This window comes from Pseudomonas syringae pv. coryli str. NCPPB 4273, from assembly GCF_000972175.1.
In the GTDB taxonomy this organism is placed as follows: Bacteria; Pseudomonadota; Gammaproteobacteria; order Pseudomonadales; family Pseudomonadaceae; genus Aquipseudomonas; species Aquipseudomonas syringae.
Window position 1 is genome coordinate 1 of sequence record NZ_AWQP01000018.1, and the last position, 17,891, is coordinate 17,891.

Consider the following 17,891-nt stretch of genomic DNA (forward strand, 5'->3'; position numbering starts at 1 on the left):
GAGCGTCCAGAACGGCATGACGACGCGGAGCGTCGCACGATAGTTGAGGCGTTCAAGAGATTGAATTAACCATGCTGCCTCAACGCCCCGTCTTTTTCCGGCCCATGACATGCGAGAACACCGCATGCAAATCATCCGAAGCGCTGTCTTCGTCAAGGTTGAGTTTGCTGTCGATGTGGTCCATGTGATGCATCATCAATTCGACGGCCAGCGCTGCATTGCGGGCTTCGATGGCGTCGATCAACTGGCTGTGCTCATCGTAGGAACAGTGCGTGCGATTGCCGGTTTCGTACTGGGCAATGATCAGTGAGGTCTGCGACACCAGGCTGCGCTGGAAGCTGATCAGCGGAGCGTTTCTAGCGGCCACGGCCAACTGAAGGTGAAACTCGCCGGACAAACGAATACCGGCGCCCCGATCACCGCGGGCGAAGCTGTCGCGCTCGTCGCTGACCATCTGACGCAGCTCGGCCAGCTGCTCGGCAGTGGCGTGCTCGACCGCCAGTTCCGTGATTGCCTTCTCGACCATGCGCCGCGCGAAAAACACCTGACGCGCCTCTTCGACGCTGGGGCTGGCGACCACCGCGCCACGATTGGGGCGCAACAGCACGACGCCCTCATGGCCCAACCGCGACAGGGCGCGACGAATGATGGTACGGCTCACACCGAAAATCTCGCCCAGCGCCTCTTCACTCAATTTGGTACCCGGCGCCAGCCGCTGTTCCAGAATGGCATCGAAGACATGTTCGTAAACGACATCGTCCTGCGTGACGTTACGGCTTAGGCCAAGGCTGCGCGGCTGTTTCTTGAGAGGCAGGGACTGGTCGTTCATGGGCACTCGTGCGCAGGTGGATGACGGCGTCGGGACTGGCGCATTGTACACAGGGCAAAAGCGCAGACACGCGCAAAAAAAAAGCCCGCAGTGTGGGGCGGGCAAGAGGTATTCAGCTGCCCCTGTACGTCGAGTAGCTGTACGGCGAGATTAGCAGCGGCACATGAAAGTGTTCCTGACCTGCATCAATGCCGAAGCGCAGCACCACCTCATCGAGAAAGGCAGGCTCATTCAGAACCACGCCCCGCGCGCGGTAATAATCGCCAGCCTTGAAGTGCAATTGATAGACGCCGGATTGATAGGCCTCGCCCTGCAACAGCGGCGCATCGCAGCGCCCATCGCTGTTGGTAAGCGCACTGACAATGTGCAGCAACTGCTGGTCTTCGACCCGGTACAACTCGATGCGGATGGCGCTGCCCGGACAGCCGTGGGCGGCGTCCAGTACGTGTGTGGTCAATTTTCCCAAAACTTCACTCCTCACATCCGACCATGGTCAAGCAATGCACCAATGAAGTGCTCTACATCGTGCGATTGCGACCGATTAAGACACTTTCGGGAAAAGCTGTACACAATAAATTCCTGATCGTCCAACAGCTCGTAGCCAAGACGCTGACTGGGCGCGCGATTGGTCAGACATTGAGGAAGCAGAGGAAAAATATCAGGTTTTTTATGATTAGCTGACCAGTCAGGCAGGTTTCTTGCTTGTTTTACACTTGCCGAGACGCTTCGGTGCAGAAACGTACAGGGTTACAAGCTGAAAATAAAATTGTATACAATCTTGATTCGGCAGTGCCTTGACCGTTCCTGGCATTGCACCTGACTTAACGCATCCAACGCACCCCATGGACAAGAAGGAAGCTTGCAGTGAGCGCTGACTACCCACGCGACCTGATCGGTTACGGCAACAACCCGCCTCACCCACGCTGGCCGGGTAATGCGCGCATTGCCTTGTCTTTCGTGCTGAATTACGAGGAAGGTGGCGAGCGCAATATTCTGCACGGCGACAAGGAATCAGAAGCCTTTCTGTCCGAGATGGTTGCCGCGCAGCCGCTCCAGGGCCAGCGCAACATGAGCATGGAGTCGCTGTACGAGTACGGCAGCCGCGCCGGTGTGTGGCGTATTCTCAAGCTGTTCAGGCAGTTCGATATCCCACTGACCATTTTCGCCGTCGCCATGGCCGCGCAACGTCATCCGGAGGTGATCCGCGCCATGGTCGCCGAAGGTCATGAGATCTGCAGCCACGGCTATCGCTGGATCGACTACCAGAACATGGACGAAGCCCAGGAGCGTGAGCACATGCGCCAGGCGATCCAGATCCTCACCGAGATCAGCGGCGAACGGCCGCTGGGCTGGTACACCGGGCGCACCGGCCCCAACACCCGGCGTCTGGTCATGGAGGAAGGCGGTTTTCTCTATGATTGCGACACCTATGACGATGACCTGCCGTACTGGGAGCCGAACAACCCGACCGGCAAGCCTCATCTGGTGATTCCGTACACCCTGGACACCAACGACATGCGTTTCACCCAGGTGCAGGGCTTCAACAATGGCGAGCAGTTCTTTCAGTACCTCAAGGATGCGTTCGACGTGCTGTATGCCGAAGGCGAAGACGCGCCGAAGATGCTTTCCATCGGCCTGCATTGCCGCCTGATCGGCCGCCCCGCCCGCCTCGCCGCACTCAAGCGTTTCATCGAGTACGCCAAAGGCCATGAGCAAGTGTGGTTTACCCGTCGTGTCGATATCGCCCGGCACTGGCACACTGAACATCCGTTTACCGGCAAGGCCGAGCAATGAGCACGTTCAAGACACTGACACCTTCAAGCCTGGGCCGGGAGGCGTTCATCGCGGCCTTTGCCGATATCTACGAACACTCACCGTGGGTCGCGCAGCAAGCGTTCGACCAAAGCACAGGCGCGCAACTCGATCAGGTGGAGGCCCTGCACGCTCGCATGAGCGAGATCCTGCTGGGTGCCACACACGAGCAACAACTGGCACTGATCAATGCCCACCCGGACCTGGCAGGCAAGGCTGCCGTCCAGGGCGAGCTGACTCAGGCCAGTACCGATGAACAGGCCGGCGCCGGTATCCACCACTGCACGCCTGAGGAGTTCCAGCGCTTTACCGAGCTGAACGAGGCTTACAAGGCCCGCTTTGGCTTTCCGTTCATCATGGCGGTCAAGGGCAGCGACAGGCACAAAATTCTGGCAGCGTTCGAACAACGCATCCACCACTCGCCCGAGGCCGAGTTCGCTTGCGCCCTGGCCGAGATCAACAAGATCGCACTGTTTCGTCTACAGGCGCTTTGCGCGTCGCAGTCATAACCGTATTCAGAAGGCAGACAAAGAGCATGAAAGTTTACGCCGCACCGTTCGAGAAGTTCGTGAACCTGGCCGACGCACGTCTGGGCACCAAAATCCTTTCGGTCACCGATGACTGGTTCGCCGACGCCAACCGGCTGTTCCAGCCGACACCGGCCGTTTGGAAAGAAGGCGTGTTCGACGACAACGGCAAGTGGATGGACGGCTGGGAGTCGCGCCGCAAGCGTTTCGAAGGGTACGACAGCGCGGTGATTCGCCTCGGTGTGGCGGGAACCATCAAGGGTGTGGACATCGACACCTCGTTTTTCACCGGCAACTTCCCGCCTTCCGCATCGCTGGAAGCGTGCTTCCTGGCGTCCGGCGAGCCCGATGAAAACACCGCCTGGACCGAAGTGCTGCCGTCTGTGGAGCTGCAAGGCAACAGCCATCATTACCATGAGATCAGCAGCGATCAGGCGTTCAGCCATCTGCGCTTCAACATCTACCCGGACGGCGGCGTCGCGCGTCTGCGCGTATACGGTGTGCCGCATCGCGACTGGTCGAAAGTCAGCGAGGACGAGCAGATTGATCTGGTTGCGGCGCTCAATGGCGGCCGATCGATTGCCTGCTCCGATGAACACTACGGCAGCATGAGCAATATCCTCAACCCTGGTCGCGGTGTGAACATGGGCGACGGCTGGGAAACCGCGCGCCGCCGCACACCCGGCAACGACTGGGTGATCGTGGCGCTTGGGCACCAGGGCGAAGTCGAGAAAGTCATCGTCGATACCCTGCACTTCAAAGGCAACTACCCGGACAGCTGCTCGATTCAGGGCGCACTGGTCAAGGGTGGCACCGACAGCCAGATCGAAACCCAGAGCCTGTTCTGGCGCGAGTTGCTGCCCAGCCAGAAGCTGACCATGCACGCCGAACACGAGTTCGCCGAGCAGATCAAGGCGATCGGCCCGATCACCCACATCCGCCTGAACGTATTCCCGGACGGTGGCGTCAGCCGGTTGCGGGTGCTGGGCAAGGTGTCCAGGTAACAACGCGTCGGAAGTCAGCATAAGGCAACAGGCTATCGTTCCCACGCTCTGCGTGGGAATGCAGTTCCGGACGCTCTGCGTCCAGTCTTGAGTATGTGTGGCGCGGCGTAGAGTTGTGACGCAGAGCGTCACGAAATGCATGCCAACGCAGAGCATTGGCACGATAGTCATCAATACGAATGTGCAAACGACCCACCCTCAAAACCATTGAAGAAGAACCCGCATGCGCAAACTGATAATCGAGCCACTGACCAAGGAAGCCTTTGCGCCATTCGGTGATGTGATCGAAACCGACGGCAGCGATCACTTCATGATCAACAACGGCTCGACCATGCGCTTTCATCGTCTGGCTGACGTGCAGACCGCGCAGCCGGAGGACAAGGCGATCATCAGCATCTTCCGCGCCGAAGCGCTGCCGATGCCGTTGACCATCGGCATGCTGGAGCGTCATCCGCTGGGCAGTCAGGCGTTCGTGCCGCTGCTCGGCAACCCCTTTCTGATCGTGGTCGCGCCGGTCGGCGATGTGCCTGAATCAGAGGCGACCCGCGCCTTCGTGTCGAACGGCAGGCAGGGTGTCAATTACCATCGCGGCGTCTGGCACCATCCGGTGCTGACGATCGAAAAGCGGGATGACTTCCTGGTGGTTGATCGCAGTGGCGAAGGCAATAACTGTGACGAGCATTACTTTGCCGAGAGCCAGTTGCTGGTTCTCGATCCCCACCCACTGGAAGGGTAAACACCGTGCTGGCACATATGATGGAATGGCTGAATCTGGGCGTGCGCTGGATTCACATGATTGTCGGCGTCGCCTGGATCGGCGCATCGTTCTACTTCGTCTGGCTGGAGAACAACCTCAACCGCAGCAACCCGCGTGAAGGCCTGTCGGGTGATCTGTGGGCGATCCACGGTGGCGGCATCTACCACCTGGAGAAGTACAAGCTCGCACCGCCGACCATGCCGGAGAATCTGCACTGGTTCAAATGGGAAGCCTATTCGACCTGGCTGTCAGGGGTCGCGCTGTTGTGCGTGGTGTTCTACGCCAACCCGACGCTGTACCTGCTGGCACCGGGCAGCAGCCTGAGTGGCGCCGAGGGTGTGCACATCGGCCTGGGTTCGCTGTTCGTTGGCTGGTTCATTTACAGCTTTCTGTGTGACTCGCCATTAGGCAAGCGCCCTGCCCTGTTGGGTGTGGTCCTGTTCGTGCTGCTGGTGGCGGCGGCGTACGGGTTCAGCAAAGTGTTCAGCGGTCGCGGTGCCTATCTGCATGTGGGCGCGATCATGGGCACCATCATGGTCGGCAACGTGTTCCGCATCATCATGCCGGCCCAGCGCGCGCTGGTGGCCGCGATTGCCGAGAACCGCACGCCGGACCCAAGCCTGCCGGCAAAAGGCCTGTTGCGTTCACGACACAACAACTACTTCACCCTGCCCGTGCTGTTCATCATGATCAGCAATCACTTTCCAAGCACCTACGGCAGCGAGTACAACTGGCTGATTCTCGCAGGCATCGCGCTGCTGGCCGTGCTGGTGCGCCATTACTTCAATACGCGGCACAACAGCCATCGATTCGCCTGGACCCTGCCGGTCGCGGCACTGGGCATGCTGTGCCTGGCGTATGTCACCGGCCCTGCGCAAGCGCCGGCAAAAATCGTCTATCAGCCACTGCCCGGTACGGCGGTCGGCGGGCATCGGGCTGATGAGCAGCCTGCGCAACCCGCCGCAGCGCCTGCCCAGCCCGAGCCAGCCAAGGTGGCAGGTGCAGACTTCAACAAGGTGCACGATGTTATCCGGCAACGTTGCTCGGTCTGTCACTCGGCCACGCCTACCAGTCAGCTGTTCAGCGTCGCTCCGGCCGGTGTGATGTTCGATACGCCCGAACAGATCCAGCAACAGGCGCCGCGTATCAAGGCGCAGGCGATCACCGCACCGATCATGCCGCTGGGCAATATCACCCAGATGACCCAGCAGGAACGTGATCTGGTAGGCGCCTGGATCGATCAGGGCGCGCACATCAACTGAAGCAACGGGCATTGCCCTGTTTTCGCTCCGGACGCCCTGCTCTGGAGCACTTGAGCACGGCGACGCGAGTCAGTATCCTCCGCCGCCGCTGCCAACCCGCCTCTCTCTTTCCCGATAGCTGAACCTGACCGGGCGGCCCACTGGCTGAACGGCGCTCAGAACGCTGCCCATTGAAAAAAATGACCTGAAATCGGCACTTCGATATCGGTTTGAAGGGTTACTTAAACTTTTTTTCACTGATTGGCGCAGCTCTTGCTAACAACACAAAGCTGACCAGACAGACAAATTATTGCAACCACCGACAAGGCGTCATGCATAGAACGCCAGTCCGAAAAAATCACGATCTACATCAAGGGGCTCACCGCATGAACCGTACGATTTCCAGTGCATTACTGGCCAGCAGTCTGCTGGCTGCTGCACCCGCCATGGCAGGGGATATCTTCCAGTGGCAGAGTAATAGCCTGACCTATCTCAATGGACGAGACTTCGCTGTCAACCCGGAAAATCAGCAGACCTTCACCTTTGAGCACGCGGACAGCTGGAAGTACGGCGACAACTTCTTCTTCGTCGACAAGATCTTTTACAACGGCAAGAAAGACGCAACCGCTGGCGATAACACCTATTACGGCGAGTTCTCGCCACGGCTTTCGCTGGGCAAGATCTTCGGCCAGAAGTTCGAGTTCGGGCCGATCAGCGATGTGCTGATTGCCGCAACTTACGAGTTCGGTGAAGGCGATAACGAGTCGTACCTGATCGGTCCGGCGTTCGACTTGAAGATCCCGGGTTTCGACTACTTCCAGCTTAACTTCTACCAGCGCCAGACCGAAGGCAATCGCCCGGGCGACGGCGTGTGGCAGATCACTCCGGTGTGGTCCTACACCATTCCGGTGGGCAAATCGGATGTGCTGATCGACGGTTTCATGGACTGGGTAGTCGACAACGACAAGACCTCGCGTGGCACTTACCACTCCAACCTGCACTTCAACCCGCAGATCAAGTACGACCTGGGCAAGGCACTGAATTACCCGGAGCGGCAGCTGTACGTGGGTATCGAATATGACTACTGGACCAACAAATACGGCATCAAGGACACAAGTTCCTTCGACACCGATCAGAACACCGCGAGCTTGCTGGTCAAGGTGTTCTTCTAAGCACGTTGTTTGACGGTGATGACGCTCACTGCGGAATTCTGTGGGAGCGAGCTTGCTCGCGAAGGCGGTGTTTCAGACACCCTTCGGTTGGCTGTACCAGCCCCTTCGCGAGCAAGCGAAGCGTCGCCCGGCTCGCCTTCACGGCCTTAGATCAGAAGTGTGGATGACCGCCTCAATCACTCCTTCGCAGCTTTCCAGACCTTGCCAATCAGCGTCACGACCAACACCAGCACGGCACCGGCAATGATCCCGGCAACAGCATCGATCAGGGTCGGGACCACCATCGACAGACCGCCTACCGCACCCGCTGCCGCTTCGGTCACGCCTTCGACCCAATGATGAGCGAACGGCAGGCCGTGGACCAGAATCCCGCCGCCGACCATGAACATCGCAGCCGTACCGACGATCGACAGCACTTTCATCAACACCGGTGCCAGCCACAGAAGGCCGGCACCGATTTTTTGTGCAGCCGAAGCTGCGCTTTTCTTCAGGTACAGGCCCAGGTCATCGAGTTTGACGATACCGGCGACCAGCCCGTAGACCCCCACGGTGATCAGCACTGCGACGATGACCAGCACACCGACCTGATCCATGAAGGGTCTGGACGAGACCACACCCAGTGCGAGCACGATGATTTCCGCCGAAAGGATGAAATCCGTGCGAATCGCGCCTTTGACGCGTTCTTTTTCGAACGCCACCATGTCCACGGACGCATCCGCCGACGCCTGCTTACGCTGCTCATGCTCTTCGCCGGTTTCGGGATGCAGCCATTTATGGGCGATTTTCTCGAAGCCCTCGAAGCACAGAAACGCACCGCCGATCATCAGCAACGGCAGAATCGCCCAGGGTGCGAAGGCACTGATCAGCAACGCTGCCGGAACCAGAATGGCCTTGTTGAGCAGCGACCCCTTGGCCACGGCCCAGACAACCGGCAATTCGCGATCCGCTGAAACACCGGTGACCTGCTGGGCATTGAGCGCCAGATCATCACCCAGCACACCCGCCGTCTTCTTCGTAGCCAGTGCCACGTCATCGAGCAGCGTCGCAATATCGTCAAGCAGGGTAAGCAAGCTTCCAGCAGCCAAAATGAAAATCCTTGAGCAAGTAAAAAAAAGGAAACGGCACTGATTGAATCATGCGCCAGAGTCAATCGTGTGGCAGTCAGCAACTCTGACCTTGGTCAGACGTGAACGTTTGACGCTGCATGCAGCAAACAGGCCACGCTAAACCCCGTCAGAGGGGTAACTGTGTGGTGGAAACGACCTGACGCAGACCCATGAACGAACGGATCTGTCTGACACCGGGCAAGTACAGTAACTGTTCGGCGTGCAAACGGTTGAAGCTCTGACTGTCCCTGGTGCGCAACAACATGAAGTAGTCGAACTCGCCAGTGACGACATGAAACTCCATACAGCCGGAAACCTTCTGCGCAGCAGCTTCGAATTGGGCGAATGAATCCGGTGTCGAGCGGTCCAGCACGACACCGATCAGCACCACCATGCCGGCGTCCAGAACATCGCCATTGAGCAACGCCACCACGCCCTTGATCACGCCCGCCTCTTTCAGCCGCTCGACGCGACGCAGGCACGCAGGCGGACTCAGTTTGACCTTCTCGGCAAGTGCCACATTGGAAATGGACGCGTCACGTTGCAGGGTCTTGAGGATGGCGCGGTCAATCCTGTCCAGCAGCGGCGTCATGTCAGCACCGGACTTTTTAGCGCGTTCATTTATTGCTTTCATAATGAAATTCACACAATAAAAGTCTGTTTAGTTGCTTTCAGGCTAACGCTTATTTTGTAGATAGACAATTCTTTGCAACCACGATTATTCGCAGTTTTCCTATGATGGGAGCCATGCCGGGCCGCTCGATAAACACATCGAGGCCCACCTTCAATGCCCGGATCAACTTATCAACGGAGACCCGATATGAACCTGAGCAAGTTCAAGCGCTACCCTCTGACTTTTGGCCCCTCGCCCATTACCCCACTGAAACGCTTGAGTGAGCATCTGGGCGGCAAGGTCGAGTTGTATGCCAAGCGCGAAGATTGCAACAGCGGTCTGGCCTTCGGCGGCAACAAGACCCGCAAACTGGAATACCTGGTGCCGGAAGCCATCGACGGTGGCTACGACACACTGGTATCGATCGGTGGAATCCAGTCCAACCAGACCCGTCAGGTGGCAGCCGTAGCGGCGCATCTGGGCATGAAGTGCGTGCTGGTTCAGGAGAATTGGGTCAACTATTCGGACGCGTTGTACGACCGGGTCGGCAATATCGAGATGTCGCGCATCATGGGCGCCGATGTGCGCCTGGATTCGGCAGGCTTCGATATCGGCATTCGCCCGAGTTGGGAAAAGGCCATGGCCGACGTCGAGGAAGGCGGCGGCAAACCGTTCCCGATTCCAGCGGGCTGTTCGGAACACCCTTATGGCGGCCTGGGGTTCGTGCGTTTTGCCGATGAAGTGCGCCAGCAGGAAGAAGAGCTGGGCTTCAAGTTCGACTACATCGTGGTCTGCTCGGTAACCGGCAGCACTCACGCAGGCATGCTGGTGGGCTTCGCAGCCGATGGCCGGGCACAGCGTGTGATCGGTATCGACGCGTCGGCCAAGCCGGAAAAGACCCGCGCGCAGGTCCTGCGTATCGCTCAGAACACCGCAAAACTGGTGGAGCTGGGCCGCGAAATCAGCGCCGAAGACGTGGTGCTCGACACCCGCTACGCCTACCCGGAATACGGCCTGCCGAACGATGGCACCCTCGAAGCCATCCGCCTCTGCGCCCGCCTGGAAGGCGTGTTGACCGACCCGGTCTACGAAGGCAAATCCATGCACGGCATGATCGACATGGTGCGCAACGGCGAATTCCCCGAAGGCTCGAAAGTGCTCTACGCCCACCTCGGCGGCGTGCCGGCGCTGAATGCCTACAGTTTTCTGTTCAAGGACGGTTGAGCCACCCCGAAATCTGCTTGAATGGCCCGCGAATTCGCGGGCCATTTTGCACTAGCTCGAAAAGCCGACAAACCTGAAATGGAAACGGCATCCACACACGTATTCACATGTATTACACTGCACCCTCATGTAATACAAATAACTACGTGTGAGGTGCATATGTCCACAATGTCTCTACGTCTGCCGGACGAAATGGCGGATACCCTTGCGCACCTTGCAAAGGCCACCGGGCGCAGCAAGTCATTTTTGGCCCTCGACGCGCTCCGCGAATACCTGACACGCGAGGCTTGGCAGATTGCCGAAATTCAGCGTGCCATCGAAGAAGCCGACGCCGGCGAGTTCGCAAGCCCAGACGACGTAAAAGCTGTCATGGACAAATGGTCAGGCAATGCAGGTTGAGTGGCTCAAAACAGCACTAAAGAATCTGGATGAGGAGGCAGCGTATATCGCACTGGACAATCCAGCTGCTGCCGCTGCTTTCGTGAAAGCCATTCAATCAAGCGTAACGCAGCTCGCGAGCTTTCCCGCCATGGGCCGGGAAGGACGGATTGCCGGAACCAGAGAATGGCCTCTGCCAGACCTGCCTTACCTGATTCCATATCGCATCCGTAGCGGCCGACTACAGGTTCTACGAATTTTCCACACCAGAAGACAATCGCCACCTGTGTGGTAAACCGCAAAGACGTTTACTGCACACAGCTTCGCTATCAAACCCGAAAATACTTCTGCAGCGCCTGCGCCAGCAGGCTCACCGCCTCGTCATTCTGTGACGACGGCGAGCGCAGGAAGACGATTTCGTGCTCGGGTATTTCAGGCAAGTCATCGAGAATCTGCATGGCGTCCGTGACCCCGCTCCGATCGATGAGGCTGATCGCCAGGCCCGCTTCCACACAGGCTTTGATCGCCTGATTGGACGGGCTTTCGAGAACTACGCGGACTTTGCGGCCGTTGTCTTTGAGTGACGCCAGCATGGCTTCACGGTAGGGACATTGGGCTGCGTGAACGGCTAGCGGCAGCGGGTCAGCGGATGCCAGTGCAACGCTGGCCGGCCCGACCCAGACCGGTTTGGTCGATACCAGAAACTGCGTATCAGCACTCAGCTGCCCCTTGGGTTGCGCGATCACTGCTGTCTGCAACTTGCCACGCGCAACCTGCTCGCGCAGGGCGTAGCTGGGTGCGGATTTCAATTCCAGCACGACATTGGGCCACGCGGCCGCGAACACCGGCAGGATGTCGCGAATGACATGCACGGCGTATTCATCCGGAACACCCAGCGTGATGCGTCCGGCCAGATGAGTGCCTTGCAGATCCGCCAGCACCCGGTCATGCGTGGACAGCAGCTCTGTCGTCGACAACAGCAGGCGCTTGCCCAGCGCCGTCAGCGACACTGCCTGGTTGTCCCGGTTGAGCAAGCGCCCGCCCGCCACGGCCTCGAGGCGCTGGATATGCACACTCACCGCTGCCGGGCTTTTATGAAGTTGCTCGGCGGCGGCTGAAAACTTCCCTATCCGCGCCACCGCATGGAAGGTGCGCACCAGTTCGATGTCGAGAATGGCCGTCATGATTCAGAATTCATGAATAACTCATGCAGTTAATTTTGATTTATTAGACTACGCCGGTTTCGTAACCTGTGTCCATGAACCCATACCTGTCGATTGCTCCGAACGTCTCGCGGCCTGCCTGGCACCAGGCCATTCCCTTGCCCCTGCTTGAAGCTGCGCTGGTTCTGGCCTGGAGTTCGGGCTTCGTCGGCGCACGCTTTTCGCTGGAACATGCGCCGCCGCTGCTGGTGGTGTTCTGGCGCTGTGTGGTGGTCACCCTGATCCTGCTGCCTTTTGTCGCCAGGCAACTGAGGTCGATCCCGGCTGCCACGCTGCTGAAAAACGCAGGTGTCGGCCTGCTGGCCATGGCCGGCTACGTCGCCGGTGTCACGCAGGGCATTGCGCTGGGCGTGCCAGCCGGCCTCGCTGCGCTATTTGCCGATTTGTTGCCGATGGGCATGGCACTCCTGGCGGCAGTAGTGCTCGGACAACGGCTGGCCTGGCAAATCTGGGCGGGACTGTTGGTCGGGCTGATCGGCGTAGTGCTGGTGACCTACAGCGCGCTTGCGGTGGGTGACGCACCGTTGTGGGCCTACGGCCTGCCGCTGCTGGGCATGTTGTCACTGGCCATCGCGACGCTGTGGCAGAAACAGTCCGGCACCGCAGAGCCTATGGCACTGCTGCCCAACCTGTGGCTGCAATGCGCCGTCTCCAGCGTCGCCTTCGCGATCATTCAGGGCACACAGGGCAGCCTGGCGCCTGTAGCCAGTACCGGCTTTGCGCTGAGCGTGCTATGGACGGTGGGGCTGGCAACCCTGAGCGGTTACGGACTGTATTGGGTGTGTCTGCGCCGCGCGACAGCCACCCGCGTCGCCAGCGTGCTCTACCTCAGCCCACCGGTGACGATGCTCTGGGCCTGGGCGATGTTCGACGAACCGCTGTCCTGGCAGATGGCCTCAGGCATGGCGGTGTCAGGTATCGGCGTGTGGATGGTGGTGCGGGCGGAACAACGGCAGTCGGCCGCCTGATGGGCTCAGGAGGCCAACTTGGCTTTGCGCAGGTTAAATCTTGAAACGCGCGACCATGCTCTGCAAATCGCTGCCCAGGCGGGCCAGCTCGACGGTCGATGCTGCGCTTTGCTCGGTGGCCGAAGCGGACTGGTCGGCGATGTCGCGAACACTGAGTACGCTGCGGTTGATTTCTTCGGTCACGGCGCTCTGTTGCTCGGCCGCGGCGGAAATCTGCTGACTCATCTGTTCGATGGTGCCAATGGACTGGTTGATTTCCACCAGCGCCTGTTCGGCCTGACGAGCCAGCACCACAGTGCCTTCAGTGCGCTGCAGGCTGGCGTCCATCAGGCCCGAGGCGGCGCCTGTACCTTTTTGCAACGCCTGGATCAGCGCTTCGATTTCGGTTGTGGAGTTCTGCGTACGCTGAGCCAGCGAACGGACTTCGTCAGCCACCACGGCAAAACCACGACCCTGCTCGCCTGCCCGTGCAGCCTCGATGGCTGCGTTGAGCGCCAGCAGATTGGTCTGCTCGGCGACCGCCTTGATCACGTCAATCACGCTGCCGATCTTGCCGCTGTCTTCGGTCAGGCGCTGCATGGCTTCACCCAGTTGCTGCACTTCACCGGCCAATTGACCGATTTCGCGGGTGGCATGCTGCACCACACTGCTACCGTGCGCGGCGCGCTCGCTGGCCTGCTTGGCAGCTTGCGAAGCGTCTTCGGTGTTGCGCGCGACTTCCTGTACGGTAGAGGCCATTTCGTTCATGGCGGTGGCGACCTGATCGACTTCGTTTTTCTGCAGGGTGACACCCGCGCTGGTCTGCTCGCTGACCGCAGACAACTGTTCGGCCGCCGTGGCGATCTGCGTAACACCGTTGCCGATGCCACCGATCAGGCCGCGCAGCGAAACGGTCATGTGCTGCATGGTGTTCTGCAGCAGGCCCAGTTCGTCCTGGCGGGTGGTGCTGCTGTCATGGGTCAGATCACCGTCGGCAATCCGGCGCGCCGCAATCACAGTGCTGTTCAACGGCACGGTAATCTGACGCGTGATCAGGAACGCAGCAAAGATGCCGACCAGCAGCACGACCAGCGCTACGCTGAGCAATTGCACCACAGCGGTTCCCTGTTCCTTCTTGGCGCTGATGACCTGCAGCGCCGCCAGATCATCGGCACGGGCTGCGGTCGCTACGGATTGCTGTTGCAGGTCATTGCGGATCTGCTCGGTCTGCTGAAGCATGTCCGAAATCGACGTCATCAGCACCTTGTACTGTTTCAACGCCACCAGCGCGGCATCCACTGCGGCATTTGCCTCGACAGGCAACTGGCTGCGGGCGGCGTCCACTTGCGCGATCAGCGCGTCGGCGGCCTTATAGGTGGCCTGACGGTTGTCGGCATTCGGAACGCTCAGGTAGCGGCGAAACACCAGGCGGAAGTTGGTCATGCCGTTACGCAGGTCGCCAGCGATCTTGACCTGCCTGATGCCGGTTTCATTCGGCGAGCGCAAGGTGTCGTCAATGGTCTTGTTCAGCAGATTCTCGAAGGTCGCGCTGACGTCATCGGACACCTTGATGATCGGTTTCAACGCCTCGTCGACTTTCTGATTGATGCCGACCAACTGGTCGAACGTCTGCTTCAGACCGCCCACCTGCTCCTTGATCTCGCGCAGCTTGGCCAGGTTGCTCGAGATCACGAACACCTGCAGGCCTTGATCGACACTGCGGCTCAAGGTATCCAGGGCGCTGGCGTAATTCTGCACACCTGCGGCGGTAGGACCGGTCGCATAGGCTTGCGCAGCGATCCGGGCATTCAGAACGTCAGCCTTGATCTCGGCGACCTTGCTGCTTTTGCCCATGCGCTCGATCAGCAGGTTGGTGCTGGAGTAACCGATCACGGTAACGGTCAGTACCCCGAGCAAAATAGCGGCAAAGCCCAGCCCGAGCTTCTTGCTGACTTTCAGATTGTCCAACCATTTTGCGCTCATTACGTGTGTGCCTTTGATTTTTCGGAATACCCGTGAGTCGGCGCTGAAAGGTTTAACTTGATAGTTAACATGATTGGAATAACGGACCGGTCGAGAGGGAGGACCTTGCACCCCATGAATTACGGGCTCCGTAATCGATGATTAAGATTTATTTAAGTTGCCTGAGCAGAATTTTCCGATGATTGGTGCTATAGAAAACAGCAAAAAAAGTGCCACTAAAAAGCCACATCAGCCGCCTGTGCAGATCCATCGGACATCTGCAGCAGCGTCAGGCGTTGTGGTTGTTGAAATGAACATCCAGCCGGATATTTTCCGGCTCGTCGATCGCCGCCAGGTACTCGTCCACGGTGATTTCTCCGACGCAGGCCCGAGCGCCCGGCAGCGGACGATAGCCACCGGCCATTTTGCTGCTCAGCGCGACGGCGGCACTGCCGGGAATCTCCGGCCCCTTGTCGTTCAGTGCAGTCAATTGCGCACGCATGTGCAACGGCTGGCCGTCGAGGTCGACGCCATCGACATCGAGGTACATCGCGCTCTTTCGATCACCCCACTGTTCAAAGCGCGCGCCCCAACGGTACAGGCGCTCGGCCCACGGCGCAGGATCGCGCAGCAGCCCGCAGCGAATCGCCAGCGCCAGCAGCCAGGTCGCGATGCCGCCGGCCTTGAGCGCGGAACCGGCCTTGAAGCTCAGATTCTGCGCGGCGTAGCGTGTCGCGAATACATCCAGGTCCGGGACGTCGACATTGGCCACCAGCCGTGTGCCCATGCCGGGCATCCGGCGCAGGGTCAGGTCCATCCAGCCGTAAACGTCGTGGACCTTGCCGTTGCGCAGTTGCCTGATCGGTCGCCCGGCATTGGCCAGCACGCCACGCACGGTCGAAAGACCGGGCATCTTCGCTGCCGAGGAGATGCCGTGTTCTATCGAATCGATACGCAAAAAACGCTGGCGATGCTGATCGATAATGGCCGCCGAAAGCGTCGGCACCGAGCTGCACCCGCTCAGCACGCTGACACCTGCCTCACGCGCCTGGGCATCGAGGCTGGCGATACCGGCGACAAACGCCCGGCAATCCGCCAGGTCGCAATAATTCACGCCCGCCTCGATACAATGCCTGGCCACGGTGTACGACTGCCCCTGAAAAGGCCCCGCAGTGTGGATAAGCAGATCGATACCCAACTCACCCAGCTCACTGCCCGCGCCGTCCTGCATGATGTCCACGCACCAGCTCTCGCAGAACCTGCCAGCCTGCGTTTGCAGTGCGGCGACCTTTTCCGCCAGCTTGCGCGGGTCACGACCGGAAATGACCAGGTCGATGTGCGGCATCAGCACCAGATGATTACAGATAAGGCTGCCGAAGTTACCGTAGCCACCGATGACCAATACGCGAAATGCCATTGACTCGTCCCTGACCTGCCGAAGGATGTGACCCTGCCTTATTGCGCCACGATTGCCGTGAGCAATGGCGATGAAATGCGCGTGCATTATTGATCATTGGCCGCAGGCCGGGTACAAAACCCTGTGCCTTTTTTGATTGTCCCGGGAGCAACGGATGCTGGAACTACACACCGAACGACTTTATCTGCGAACCCTGCTCGCCAGCGACTGGCCACTGTTTTTCAGGCTGCATTCCGAGCCCGAGACCATGCGCTACGTATTCGGAGAAATCGAAGAGGCGCAGATCCGTAAAGGCTTCGATCATCGCCTGCCCGAGTGGACGCCGGCGTCCGATCACTGGCTGTGCCTGGTGGTCATGGACGCCCAGAGCCATGCCGAACTGGGGGTCAGCGGCTTTCGTATCCTGTCGCCGGGGCATGCCGAAGTGGGTTGTCTGTTACTGCCGGAACATCAAGGCAAGGGCTTCGGCACCGAGTCACGCCGGGCAATCATCGACTACGCCGCCGCCATCGGCCTGGATTCACTGGAATCGACCGTGACGGACGGCAACATCGCCTCCTGCAAGGTCCTGGAGAAATGCGGTTTCACCTTCGAGCGCCGCGTCCCGCAGGCCTATCAGATCGGCGATCAGTGGTTCGACGACCTGATATACCACCTGCCACTGCGCTGATGAAGCAGCTGACCGGCGTTCGCCGGTCAATCCGCAAGCGCCTTCAGGCCTGAGGCCGCCCTCCGAGAATCGTCACCCGCTCGCCATAGCGCGAGTGCGGGAAGTAATCCCACACCGCGTGGTGCTGAGTACAACGGTTATCCCAGAACACCAGCGTGTTCGGTTCCCAGCGCACGCGACAACTGAGGCAGGGTTCGCGGGCGATCAGATCGAACAGCATATTCAGCATGGTGCGGCTCTCGCCGGGCGAGAGTTGCACGATATGCGAGGTGAACCCGGAATTGACGAACAGGCTGCGGCGTCCGGTTTCAGGGTGACGAACCACCAGCGGGTGCTCGCTTTTCGGAAGATTGGCGGGCGGCTGATAGCCTTTCCACGGAATCTCGCCATCGTGAATGGCTGTCAGCCCGCCGAGAAACTGCTGCATCGCCGGCGAGAGCATTTCAATGGCCAGGTGCATGTTGGCAAACAGCGTGTCGCCGCCGGTGCCGATGGCGGGTGTCTCCTTGACGTACAGCATCGAGCCCATCGACGGCTCCAGATCAGCGGTGCCGTCGGTGTGCCATAGCTCGCCCGCAGCGAAACGCGATTGGGCGTTGGCGCGCACCACGACCAGTTCCGGGTCATCGCCATCGATGCTGTCCACCGGCAAGGCGCGCAACGGACCAAACAGTCGGCCGAACGCCTTGTGCTGTTCGACCGTCAGGTGCTGATCGCGAAACACCAGCACGTGATTTTCCAGAAAGGCCCGGCGGATTTCCGTCAGCTGCTCCGCGCTGAGTGGCTGCGACAGATCGACACCGCCGACCTCGGCACCGATGATCGGTGTCAGGCGGTTGACCGTGATGCTCTGATACGGCGCACGCACGGCGCCTGCGATGCCTTCTATGGCCTTGAGTGCCATTTGATCCATGATCCCTCACCTTCAGGTTGTTGGCATGGCTGGTCACCATGCCTGTGGTTTGTCTGCGGGAACGTCAGCCCCGCCTGAAAAGCCTGCCGGTAACGT

At 59.5% G+C, this 17,891-nt stretch carries 19 protein-coding genes and 1 pseudogene; 11 read left to right on the plus strand and 9 right to left on the minus strand.

Features of this window, described 5'->3' with window-relative positions:
- Positions 1 to 79: 79 nt before the first annotated feature.
- Positions 80 to 829, minus strand: coding sequence for a GntR family transcriptional regulator (locus P406_RS08965; protein WP_046235993.1), 750 nt, complete (start codon positions 827 to 829; stop codon positions 80 to 82).
- Between the two features lie 112 nt (positions 830 to 941).
- Positions 942 to 1,295: a hydroxyisourate hydrolase gene (uraH, locus tag P406_RS08970; protein ID WP_003415819.1), complete on the minus strand. Its 354-nt coding sequence runs from the start codon at positions 1,293 to 1,295 to the stop codon at positions 942 to 944.
- Positions 1,296 to 1,693: 398 nt separating this feature from the next.
- Between uraH and puuE the strand changes: the two genes are divergently transcribed.
- The 6 genes from puuE to P406_RS09000 all read left to right on the plus strand — a co-directional run bounded on the left by puuE (position 1,694) and on the right by P406_RS09000 (position 7,342).
- The gene (gene puuE, locus P406_RS08975) at positions 1,694 to 2,623 is read left to right on the plus strand and encodes an allantoinase PuuE (RefSeq protein WP_003343034.1); all 930 of its coding nucleotides are present in this window, start codon (positions 1,694 to 1,696) and stop codon (positions 2,621 to 2,623) included.
- Positions 2,620 to 3,150, plus strand: a complete 531-nt coding sequence (gene uraD / locus P406_RS08980) for a 2-oxo-4-hydroxy-4-carboxy-5-ureidoimidazoline decarboxylase (protein ID WP_046235994.1) — start codon at positions 2,620 to 2,622, stop codon at positions 3,148 to 3,150. Before puuE ends, uraD begins: the two co-directional genes overlap by 4 nt.
- A 26-nt stretch (positions 3,151 to 3,176) precedes the next feature.
- Positions 3,177 to 4,172 (plus strand): allantoicase, encoded by a 996-nt coding sequence (alc, locus tag P406_RS08985; RefSeq protein WP_003415816.1) that lies wholly within the window; start codon positions 3,177 to 3,179, stop codon positions 4,170 to 4,172.
- A 223-nt stretch (positions 4,173 to 4,395) separates the two neighbouring features.
- On the plus strand, positions 4,396 to 4,908 hold the full coding sequence (locus P406_RS08990) for an ureidoglycolate lyase (RefSeq protein WP_003415815.1): 513 nt from the start codon (positions 4,396 to 4,398) through the stop codon (positions 4,906 to 4,908).
- A gap of 5 nt (positions 4,909 to 4,913) precedes the next feature.
- Positions 4,914 to 6,191: a urate hydroxylase PuuD gene (locus P406_RS08995; protein WP_004410579.1), complete on the plus strand. Its 1,278-nt coding sequence runs from the start codon at positions 4,914 to 4,916 to the stop codon at positions 6,189 to 6,191.
- A gap of 365 nt (positions 6,192 to 6,556) precedes the next feature.
- Positions 6,557 to 7,342, plus strand: coding sequence for an outer membrane protein OmpK (locus P406_RS09000; protein ID WP_003423373.1), 786 nt, complete (start codon positions 6,557 to 6,559; stop codon positions 7,340 to 7,342).
- A gap of 176 nt (positions 7,343 to 7,518) precedes the next feature.
- Here the strand turns inward: P406_RS09000 and P406_RS09005 are convergent, their stop codons facing one another.
- Positions 7,519 to 8,427 carry a DUF808 domain-containing protein gene (locus P406_RS09005; RefSeq protein ID WP_046235995.1) on the minus strand — a complete coding sequence of 303 codons (909 nt, stop codon included), beginning with the start codon at positions 8,425 to 8,427 and terminating at the stop codon, positions 7,519 to 7,521.
- Between the two features lie 148 nt (positions 8,428 to 8,575).
- Positions 8,576 to 9,082, minus strand: a complete 507-nt coding sequence (locus P406_RS09010; RefSeq protein ID WP_046235996.1) for an Lrp/AsnC family transcriptional regulator — start codon at positions 9,080 to 9,082, stop codon at positions 8,576 to 8,578.
- 186 nt (positions 9,083 to 9,268) lie between these two features.
- Here P406_RS09010 and P406_RS09015 point away from each other — a divergent pair, with 186 nt between their 5' ends.
- The 3 genes from P406_RS09015 to P406_RS27415 all read left to right on the plus strand — a co-directional run bounded on the left by P406_RS09015 (position 9,269) and on the right by P406_RS27415 (position 10,958).
- The gene (locus P406_RS09015; protein WP_003423368.1) at positions 9,269 to 10,285 is read left to right on the plus strand and encodes a 1-aminocyclopropane-1-carboxylate deaminase; all 1,017 of its coding nucleotides are present in this window, start codon (positions 9,269 to 9,271) and stop codon (positions 10,283 to 10,285) included.
- A gap of 159 nt (positions 10,286 to 10,444) precedes the next feature.
- Positions 10,445 to 10,684, plus strand: a complete 240-nt coding sequence (gene relB, locus P406_RS09020; RefSeq protein ID WP_004418474.1) for a type II toxin-antitoxin system RelB family antitoxin — start codon at positions 10,445 to 10,447, stop codon at positions 10,682 to 10,684.
- Positions 10,674 to 10,958: a type II toxin-antitoxin system RelE/ParE family toxin gene (locus P406_RS27415; RefSeq protein ID WP_003423365.1), complete on the plus strand. Its 285-nt coding sequence runs from the start codon at positions 10,674 to 10,676 to the stop codon at positions 10,956 to 10,958. The genes relB and P406_RS27415 overlap by 11 nt, the downstream gene beginning before the upstream one ends.
- A 34-nt stretch (positions 10,959 to 10,992) precedes the next feature.
- On the opposite strand, the gene P406_RS09025 is transcribed toward P406_RS27415, so the two are convergent.
- Positions 10,993 to 11,847 (minus strand): LysR family transcriptional regulator, encoded by an 855-nt coding sequence (locus P406_RS09025; RefSeq protein WP_046235997.1) that lies wholly within the window; start codon positions 11,845 to 11,847, stop codon positions 10,993 to 10,995.
- Positions 11,848 to 11,921: 74 nt separating this feature from the next.
- Here P406_RS09025 and P406_RS09030 point away from each other — a divergent pair, with 74 nt between their 5' ends.
- Positions 11,922 to 12,854: a DMT family transporter gene (locus P406_RS09030; RefSeq protein ID WP_046235998.1), complete on the plus strand. Its 933-nt coding sequence runs from the start codon at positions 11,922 to 11,924 to the stop codon at positions 12,852 to 12,854.
- 33 nt (positions 12,855 to 12,887) lie between these two features.
- Here P406_RS09030 and P406_RS30230 read toward each other — a convergent pair whose 3' ends face one another.
- The 3 genes and pseudogenes from P406_RS30230 to P406_RS09040 all read right to left on the minus strand — a co-directional run bounded on the left by P406_RS30230 (position 12,888) and on the right by P406_RS09040 (position 16,212).
- Complete coding sequence (locus tag P406_RS30230; protein ID WP_370661170.1) at positions 12,888 to 13,760, minus strand: methyl-accepting chemotaxis protein; 873 nt, start codon at positions 13,758 to 13,760, stop codon at positions 12,888 to 12,890.
- Positions 13,761 to 13,793: 33 nt separating this feature from the next.
- Positions 13,794 to 14,816 (minus strand): annotated as a pseudogene (locus tag P406_RS30235) (methyl-accepting chemotaxis protein); the annotation flags it as partial.
- Between the two features lie 268 nt (positions 14,817 to 15,084).
- Positions 15,085 to 16,212, minus strand: coding sequence for a saccharopine dehydrogenase family protein (locus P406_RS09040; RefSeq protein WP_046236015.1), 1,128 nt, complete (start codon positions 16,210 to 16,212; stop codon positions 15,085 to 15,087).
- A gap of 154 nt (positions 16,213 to 16,366) precedes the next feature.
- On the opposite strand from P406_RS09040, the gene P406_RS09045 reads away from it, so the two are divergent.
- Positions 16,367 to 16,882 (plus strand): GNAT family N-acetyltransferase, encoded by a 516-nt coding sequence (locus P406_RS09045; RefSeq protein ID WP_046236000.1) that lies wholly within the window; start codon positions 16,367 to 16,369, stop codon positions 16,880 to 16,882.
- A gap of 43 nt (positions 16,883 to 16,925) precedes the next feature.
- On the opposite strand, the gene P406_RS09050 is transcribed toward P406_RS09045, so the two are convergent.
- Positions 16,926 to 17,795, minus strand: coding sequence for a TauD/TfdA dioxygenase family protein (locus tag P406_RS09050; RefSeq protein ID WP_046236001.1), 870 nt, complete (start codon positions 17,793 to 17,795; stop codon positions 16,926 to 16,928).
- Between the last annotated feature and the right edge of the window lie 96 nt (positions 17,796 to 17,891).

Bases quoted from the DNA above. Each gene is read 5' to 3' on its own strand.
- uraD (WP_046235994.1), top strand. From the start codon at position 2,620: ATGAGCACGTTCAAGACACTGACACCTTCAAGCCTGGGCCGGGAGGCG.
- P406_RS09025 (WP_046235997.1), bottom strand. From the start codon at position 11,847: ATGACGGCCATTCTCGACATCGAACTGGTGCGCACCTTCCATGCGGTG.
- P406_RS09050 (WP_046236001.1), bottom strand. From the start codon at position 17,795: ATGGATCAAATGGCACTCAAGGCCATAGAAGGCATCGCAGGCGCCGTG.
- alc (WP_003415816.1), top strand. From the start codon at position 3,177: ATGAAAGTTTACGCCGCACCGTTCGAGAAGTTCGTGAACCTGGCCGAC.
- P406_RS08990 (WP_003415815.1), top strand. From the start codon at position 4,396: ATGCGCAAACTGATAATCGAGCCACTGACCAAGGAAGCCTTTGCGCCA.
- P406_RS27415 (WP_003423365.1), top strand. From the start codon at position 10,674: ATGCAGGTTGAGTGGCTCAAAACAGCACTAAAGAATCTGGATGAGGAG.
- P406_RS09000 (WP_003423373.1), top strand. From the start codon at position 6,557: ATGAACCGTACGATTTCCAGTGCATTACTGGCCAGCAGTCTGCTGGCT.
- P406_RS09040 (WP_046236015.1), bottom strand. From the start codon at position 16,212: ATGGCATTTCGCGTATTGGTCATCGGTGGCTACGGTAACTTCGGCAGC.
- P406_RS09010 (WP_046235996.1), bottom strand. From the start codon at position 9,082: ATGAAAGCAATAAATGAACGCGCTAAAAAGTCCGGTGCTGACATGACG.
- P406_RS09015 (WP_003423368.1), top strand. From the start codon at position 9,269: ATGAACCTGAGCAAGTTCAAGCGCTACCCTCTGACTTTTGGCCCCTCG.
- P406_RS08965 (WP_046235993.1), bottom strand. From the start codon at position 829: ATGAACGACCAGTCCCTGCCTCTCAAGAAACAGCCGCGCAGCCTTGGC.
- relB (WP_004418474.1), top strand. From the start codon at position 10,445: ATGTCCACAATGTCTCTACGTCTGCCGGACGAAATGGCGGATACCCTT.
- P406_RS30230 (WP_370661170.1), bottom strand. From the start codon at position 13,760: ATGCAGCACATGACCGTTTCGCTGCGCGGCCTGATCGGTGGCATCGGC.
- P406_RS09030 (WP_046235998.1), top strand. From the start codon at position 11,922: ATGAACCCATACCTGTCGATTGCTCCGAACGTCTCGCGGCCTGCCTGG.
- P406_RS09045 (WP_046236000.1), top strand. From the start codon at position 16,367: ATGCTGGAACTACACACCGAACGACTTTATCTGCGAACCCTGCTCGCC.